At 53.8% G+C, this 6856-nt stretch carries 7 protein-coding genes; all 7 read right to left on the reverse strand.

The window, feature by feature from the left end; genetic code table 11:
• Positions 1 to 9: 9 nt before the first annotated feature.
• Entirely contained in the window at positions 10 to 780 is a 771-nt protein-coding gene (locus tag ABNH10_RS05370) for a methyltransferase family protein (protein WP_008930113.1), read from the reverse strand.
• Complete coding sequence (locus tag ABNH10_RS05375; RefSeq protein ID WP_008930112.1) at positions 774 to 2069, reverse strand: MFS transporter; 1296 nt, start codon at positions 2067 to 2069, stop codon at positions 774 to 776. Before ABNH10_RS05375 ends, ABNH10_RS05370 begins: the two co-directional genes overlap by 7 nt.
• A 57-nt stretch (positions 2070 to 2126) precedes the next feature.
• Complete coding sequence (locus ABNH10_RS05380; protein WP_349385000.1) at positions 2127 to 2345, reverse strand: hypothetical protein; 219 nt, start codon at positions 2343 to 2345, stop codon at positions 2127 to 2129.
• Positions 2346 to 2375: 30 nt separating this feature from the next.
• A complete protein-coding gene (locus tag ABNH10_RS05385) occupies positions 2376 to 3728 on the reverse strand; it encodes an APC family permease (RefSeq protein WP_008930110.1) in 1353 nt (450 codons plus the stop codon).
• Between the two features lie 36 nt (positions 3729 to 3764).
• Complete coding sequence (locus ABNH10_RS05390) at positions 3765 to 4514, reverse strand: copper resistance protein B (RefSeq protein WP_008930109.1); 750 nt, start codon at positions 4512 to 4514, stop codon at positions 3765 to 3767.
• A 9-nt stretch (positions 4515 to 4523) separates the two neighbouring features.
• A complete protein-coding gene (locus ABNH10_RS05395) occupies positions 4524 to 6299 on the reverse strand; it encodes a copper resistance system multicopper oxidase (protein ID WP_008930108.1) in 1776 nt (591 codons plus the stop codon).
• 77 nt (positions 6300 to 6376) lie between these two features.
• Positions 6377 to 6856 (reverse strand): c-type cytochrome (locus ABNH10_RS05400; protein ID WP_349385001.1); only part of this gene is annotated, 480 nt, incomplete at its 5' end.

Below are 6856 nucleotides of genomic sequence, written 5' to 3' on the forward strand. Positions count from 1 at the left end.
CAAGAAACATCAATAGGAATTTTTGCGATCGGTTTCGTCCAGCGAAGCATCTGCGAGCTGAGGCCATTGACGCCAGCCAGGCAGAAACATGGGAACCCGCTGCATATAGGCGCGATAGTCATCACCAAAATGGTCAAGCATTTGCTTTTCTTCGCGTTTGGCAAGCCAGGTGTAAACAAGAACAATGACGGGGAACAGTCCAACCGAAAATAGCGTTGGCCAATGCACTACGCCCTCGCCGAATAGCGCAAGAAACAAGCCGGTATACTGAGGATGGCGAACGTAGGCATATAGGCCGTTGAGAACCAAGCGATCTTCATGGCGCGCCCGATACACTTGGCGCCACCCCTGAATGAACAGCCCAATGCCGATAAACACCAAGGTGTAGCCGGCCACCATCGCGACCATCATCCCGGTTTCCCCGAGGCCGACCAGCGTAGACCAGAGGTTGGAGCTTACATACTCACTATCGAGCCCGAAGAAACGCACCAGCACGTAAATGGTAAGCGGAAAACCGTACATCTCGGCGTATAAGGCAATAATAAAGGCCTGGACGACGCCCGCCCCCGCCCACTCTCGCCAGCTTTTTGGGGCGAAGTAGCGATAGAAAAACCAGGATATCAAAACAATGAAAATAATTGCTAAGCCCCATGTCCCGGCATGGCTAGCTGAGTCACTCATAACTCTTCCCCTAAAGTAAGTCCTGCGCGCCAGCGCGTAAGCAATAGTTTTGTGGATGCGAAAATCACCCCAGTCGACAAAACTTTTTTGATTCAACATTGAACCGGGCACTTTTGTCCCGCAGGCTGACAAATATCTTCACGGCTTGAATCATCAATCCACAGCATCGCGAGGACACCTAAAGCCCCAGCGACCACTAACATACCGGCGACGCTGAGCGAATTGCCCGTTTGCTGAATCAACCAAGTCGCCGCCATTGGCGTAGCACCACCAATGACTCCTACCCCGAGGTTGTAGCTGATGGAATACCCCGTAAGGCGATCGACAGGAGGGAATAGCTCCACGAAGATTGCGGGGGCGGAGCCCAGAGGAATAGCTAACATCGCGATAAACAAAACTTGTCCGAGGGTAGCCGCGACTAAAGATCCCGCCTGCATCAACTCAAACAAGGGCCAGGCTGCCAAGGCCACTAAACCAAAAGAAAGGGTAATCCAGTGGGTCCTGAGCAAGTATCGATCTCCTATTAACGCGGATAGATATACAAGCGGCGCAGCTACGAGTAGCGCCAGCGAGTTAATCTGCATGGCGCGATCAAGACCGAAAGAAGCGTGCTCGTTTAACCAGTTGGGCAAATAAACCATGGGAATGTAAAAAAACACACCGTAGGCCGATGCAAACAGAATGGCTTGAGCCATTTGCTTACCATTGCGAGTAAACGCAAGCTTGAGGGGGGATCTCGGCTCCGCCTGATCTGAATAACTTTTAAACTCGGGAGATTTTGGTAACTTACGACGCAGATACATCGCTATACCACCTAAAAAACCGCCGAGAAGAAATGGAATTCTCCAGGCCCACTCGAGGACAACCTCCTTCGGGAAAACGGTAGTCACCAACGCAGCAAGTCCGGCACCTAAAAGCATTCCACTAATGGCACCTTGGTTCGCCCAGCTACCGGCTCGGCCTCTATGATCAGGGTCGGCGGTTTCAACCAGGTAGGTTACCGAGGAGGAAAACTCACCGCCCACAGACAAGCCCTGAACCAACCGAATGATCACCAACAGTATCGGCGCCCAAATTCCAATAACGGCATAGGAAGGCAGAAGGCCTAAAAACAGGGTCGGCAGAAACATTAACGCCACGGAAAGCAGCATTGTTTTACTGCGGCCAATGGTATCACCAAGCCAGCCAAACACGAATGAGCCAAGCGGGCGCATCACAAAACCAGCTGCGAAAACTCCGTAAGTTGCCAGAAGAGAAGCGACTTCATTGTCACTTGGAAAAAACAACTGGGAAAGAATACTGGCCATAAAGCCATAAAGGGCGAAATCGTACCATTCAATAACATTGCCCACATAGCCGGCAATTACAGCATTCTTGCGATTTTGCAAACCCGGAACCTCCTCCTCTTAAAATAATGATCACTTTTTACACAGGTTTTCTAGACCTTAGTCACTAGTTTTTTTGCTAGGCCAATCCGCAAACGCCAAGAAATAAAGAAAGACGAGATTGACGAGCGGAATCAAAATCAAAACTCCCAAAATGCCCGGATAACCCGCACGCTGGCAAATGCGCCAGACCGGTATCACAACAATAACGGCAACAAACAGCATCCATAGCCAGTGCCCTGCGCCCATTGCGCCGCCAAACATATGGTTCTCCATCATGCTTTTGCTCCTCTGGTCGATTTCAGAATGTTAGTGATGATGAGCATGCGAGTGCTCGCCAGTCGGCGGCTCGATTCCTGAGGACTTTTTGAGGAAAATCTGCTCACCAACCGCAATAACAATCATCGCAACAACGGCCACCCCGATCACGAAGGGGTCAGTATTCAGCTTGACCCAGACAAAGCCTCCTAGCACGAGCAAGTCGAGGACAATTGCCGTAACGGGAATCCAGGCTTTGGCATTAAGCTCTTCACGCAAATAGCGGAGCACGCCCCAGTGAATGGCAATATCCATTATCAAGTAAAACACAATTCCCAGTGCTGCAATTCGAGACAGATCAAAAAATGCAGTAAGAAATAAGCCAAGCACTACAGTGTAGACCAGAGTGTGCTTTTGGATACTTCCGGGCATGCCAAAGTGACTGTGAGGTACCAGTTTCATTTCTGTCAGCATAGCGAGCATGCGCGAGACCGCAAAAATGCTTGCCAAAATGCCACCAGCGGTTGCCATCATGGCAATAGCCACCGTAGCCCAGACACCGTATTCCCCCAGTGCCGGCCGCGCCGCCGCCGCAAGAGAATAGTTTTGAGTTCTGATAATTTCGGCCAGCGAAAGATTACTCGCAACGGCAAAGCCGACCAATGTGTAGATCACCACGCAAGATACGATGGAAATCACAATGGCACGACCAACATTGCGCTTTGGGTCTTTCACCTCCGAGCCGCTGTTGGTAATGGTGGTGAAGCCTTTAAAAGCCAGTATCCCCAAAGCTGTTGCGCCTAGAAAGTTGCCAAAGGTTCCAGCCTCTCCCGGGTTTGAGAAGTCAACTGAGATGCTGTCCGCAACCCAGATTCCCACCAGCCCGAAAATGAGGATGCCGATAATCTTCAGAATTCCGACAAAAGAAGCCACACCTTGGATCAGACGATTACTTGAAAGATTGATGACAAAAGCTGCGAGGATAAGCAATACACCGAGAACAGGCACCATTATTCCGCCTTCGCCACTACCAAAAAGCTGCATAGTGTAGGCGCCGAAGGTACGCGCTAGAAAACTCTGCGCGATTACCATAGAAAAATACATCAGCAAGGCATTAAAGGCCGTGGGCAAGCGATTGCCGTAAGCCTTATGCAGGTACATGCCGATTCCACCTGCGGATGGCCAGGTGTTGGAAATTTTGATGTAGGAGTAGGCACTGAAGCCAACGACCACGGCAGCGGCCAGAAACGCCAGCGGAAATAGAACGCCGGTCATCTGCGCCATTTGCCCGGTTAACGCAAAGATGCCGGCGCCAATCATGACGCCGGTACCCAGCATTACCGTGCCCGGTAGTGTCAGGCTGCCTTCTTGGTAATGCGTCGTTCTGTCATCTTTCTTAGCCATGATTCCTCCGGCTTATTGTTTTTTCAACATATCGAATTAGAACCACATGCGAACGCCGACCACGACGCCGGTTTCAGACTCATCGCCACCGTCGGCTCGAATCTGGTCAGCTTTGTCTCCTAGAGACCGGCTCCAGTAAGCGCCAATATAGGGCGCGAATTCTCTGGCCAGCTCATAGCGATAGCGCAACCCTACACGAACATCATTGAAGCCGCTGGGCCGACCATAGTCTTCGGCGTCGGTCAGTGCGGCCGCAATCTCCAAACGCGGTTGGAGATACGATACTTGTGACAGGCGCAGGTCGTATTCGGCTTCAACACTCGCGGCTATATCTCCATCTTCATTGATCGTAATGGAGTTGTCCATTTCAAACCGATAGGGGGCTACGCCAAACAAACTGATCACAAAGTAGTTTTCCCGATTTGCGCCCGAGGCCAGCGAACCGCGGGTACCAATGCCGCCCTGCAGCTCCCAGAAGGGCGTAATCAAACGACTGGCCAACACCTCCGCGCTCTCCAGCTCGGTGGGCTCGCCGTCGTCTTTTTGGTTTTCGCCTTCGCTTTTAAAATAAATTCGGTTTCGGTCTCCGCCGTACCAGGCCAACATATCCCAGACGATCAAGCTTTCGTCATTGTCGGTGCGGGTGACTTCCAGCCGGTCAAACAGTACTTGACCCGTTCGGTAGGGTTTGACCGGTTCCGGCCAGTCGTCTTCAGCATGGCCCGCAAACACCGGGGCACTCACGCTAGCCAGCACGAGAGGCATAATGAATTTCAGATTTTTCATAACTCCTCCTTAGCTGACGTTGACTACGCGGAACATGCCCGCCTTCATGTGATACAGCAGATGGCAGTGAAAGGCCCAACTGCCGGGTGCGTCGGCGCTGATTTGCAACGAAACCACCTCACTGGGTTTGAGGCTGATGGTGTGCTTACGAGGGCGAGGGTACTGACCGTTTTCAAGCTCCATCCACATGCCATGCAAATGGATGGGGTGATCCATCATAGTGTCGTTCACCAGGATCAAGCGTAGACGCTCGCCGTGATGAAACTCCACCGGTCCATCGACTTCGGTGAATTTCACACCGTCAAAGGACCACATGTATTTTTCCATATTGCCGGTGAGGTGGAGCTCAATATCGCGCTCAGGCTCCCGTTCGTCCGGCCAAGGATGAGCACCGATCAAATCACCGTAAACCAGAACTCGGCGCTCGACATCCTCGAGGCCAACGCCGGGCTCGTTCAGGCGGCTGACCGGATTGCGGGCAATCATCGCCGCAGCGGGGCCATGGCCGCCCGGCGCGTGCTCTATGCCGAGATCCGGCGCTGAAGGCCGTTGTGGAGATTCAGCCATATGCCCGCCGTGATCACCGTGCATGTCGTGGTGCTCACCCATGGAGGCGTCATCGCCCTGGTTGGACGACATATCCATGCCATTCATGTCGTGGCTCATGCCCATAGCTGCCATGCCCCGCTCCGGCACCGGCCGTAACTCGGGCACTTGCGCTTCCTGCCCTACTTCAGTCGCGAGCGTGCCCCGCACATAGCCGCTTCGATCCATAGTTTCTGCGAACAGCGTATAGGGGCGGTCGCATTTTGGCGTCACGACCACATCGTAGGTTTCCGCCACACCGATGCGGAATTCATCCACTGTTACCGGCTTGACCGGCTGGCCATCGGCTGAAACCACCGTCATTTCAAGGCCCGGAATGCGAAAATCAAAAAACGACATGGCCGAGCCGTTGATGACTCTCAGGCGCACCCTTTCCCCCGGCTTGTACAGCGCCGTCCAGTTAGCTCCGTTGTCGCGGCCATTCATCAGATAGGTATAGGCCGAGCCGTTCACATCCAGCAAATCCCGGGAGCTCATGCGCATTTGATTCCACATCGAGCGCTGCTCCCAGGTTTTCGCGAGCCCCTGGCGGCGAATATCGGCAAGCGTGTCACCCAAGGTTCGCTGCTGGTAGTTGTAATAACCCTCCGCCACCGTCAGGTTGCGGAACACCTCGTGAGGGTCTTCAAAAGTCCAGTCACTCAGGACGACTACATGCTCGCGATCCGCGCCTATATCGCCATCCGCCGGGTCGATTACCAGTGGCCCCAGGTGACCGAGTTGCTCCTGCAGCCCCGAGTGGCTGTGATACCAGTAGGTTCCGTTTTGCTGAACATCGTATTCGTAATGAAAGGTTTGTCCCGGCTTGATACCGGGAAAACTCACGCCAGGCACGCCATCCATATTTTCAGGCAGAATGATGCCGTGCCAATGGATCGAGGTGTCATCAGCAAGCGAGTTGGTGACGTTGAGGCGAGCTTTCTGTCCTTCTTTCAGCCTGATCAGCGGCCCGGGCATGCTGCCGTTAATGGTGATCGGCCTGCCGATCTTTCCACCAATATTCATCTGCTCCCGGCGAATATGCAGATCGACCGCAGAGTCAGCGTTGACAGCATCGCCATAGCTTCGTCCCAGAGGAGACGCCCAGGTCGGCGCCATCCTGGCCATAGCGAGGCCCGATGCCACCCCGATCGCCGATTTGATAAAGCGTCGACGGCTCGCCTCTATCGGTTTTCCCATCATGCAACCTCCTGACTCTTATAAACTCTCGCAAAATGGATCTGACTCCAGGGCCCACCACCAGGCGGTAGCCCAAGCTAATGATGAGGAGCTTCAGCGGAACCCCGAGCGGTCAAGACTTGATACTGCTCGGGGGACAGCTCGGGAAGGCGTCTCAAGAAAGCCACCATGCTCCAGATTCGCTCGTCATCATGGTTTGGACCCCAGGCCGGCATGCCGGAGGCTTTGATGCCGTGTTTGATGACCCAAAACCTATGTTGGGCCCGCGACTCAAGATCCTCTTCCCCTTGATGCGGTTGCGTCAGATTTGGTGGCGCGGGATTGAGGCCCAAGGTGAAATCACTCTCGTCCTTGCCCGGTTTGAGATGGCAGCCGGCACACATGTCATTGTAATCAGCGCCCCCGGCCAGCAGGCGCTCGGACCTGTCCAGATCCGCGGGCACTTCAATCCCGCTTGACGCCCGGTCAACCGAGCGTTCGCGCAGTGTTTCCAGCGCCCAATAAGTCAGTGGCGTATGGTGATCGTCCGCGCCGACGGGATACAGACCCGAGTAGAT

It is taken from the genome of Alcanivorax sp. (assembly GCF_040119285.1).
Classification (GTDB): domain Bacteria; phylum Pseudomonadota; class Gammaproteobacteria; order Pseudomonadales; family Alcanivoracaceae; genus Alcanivorax.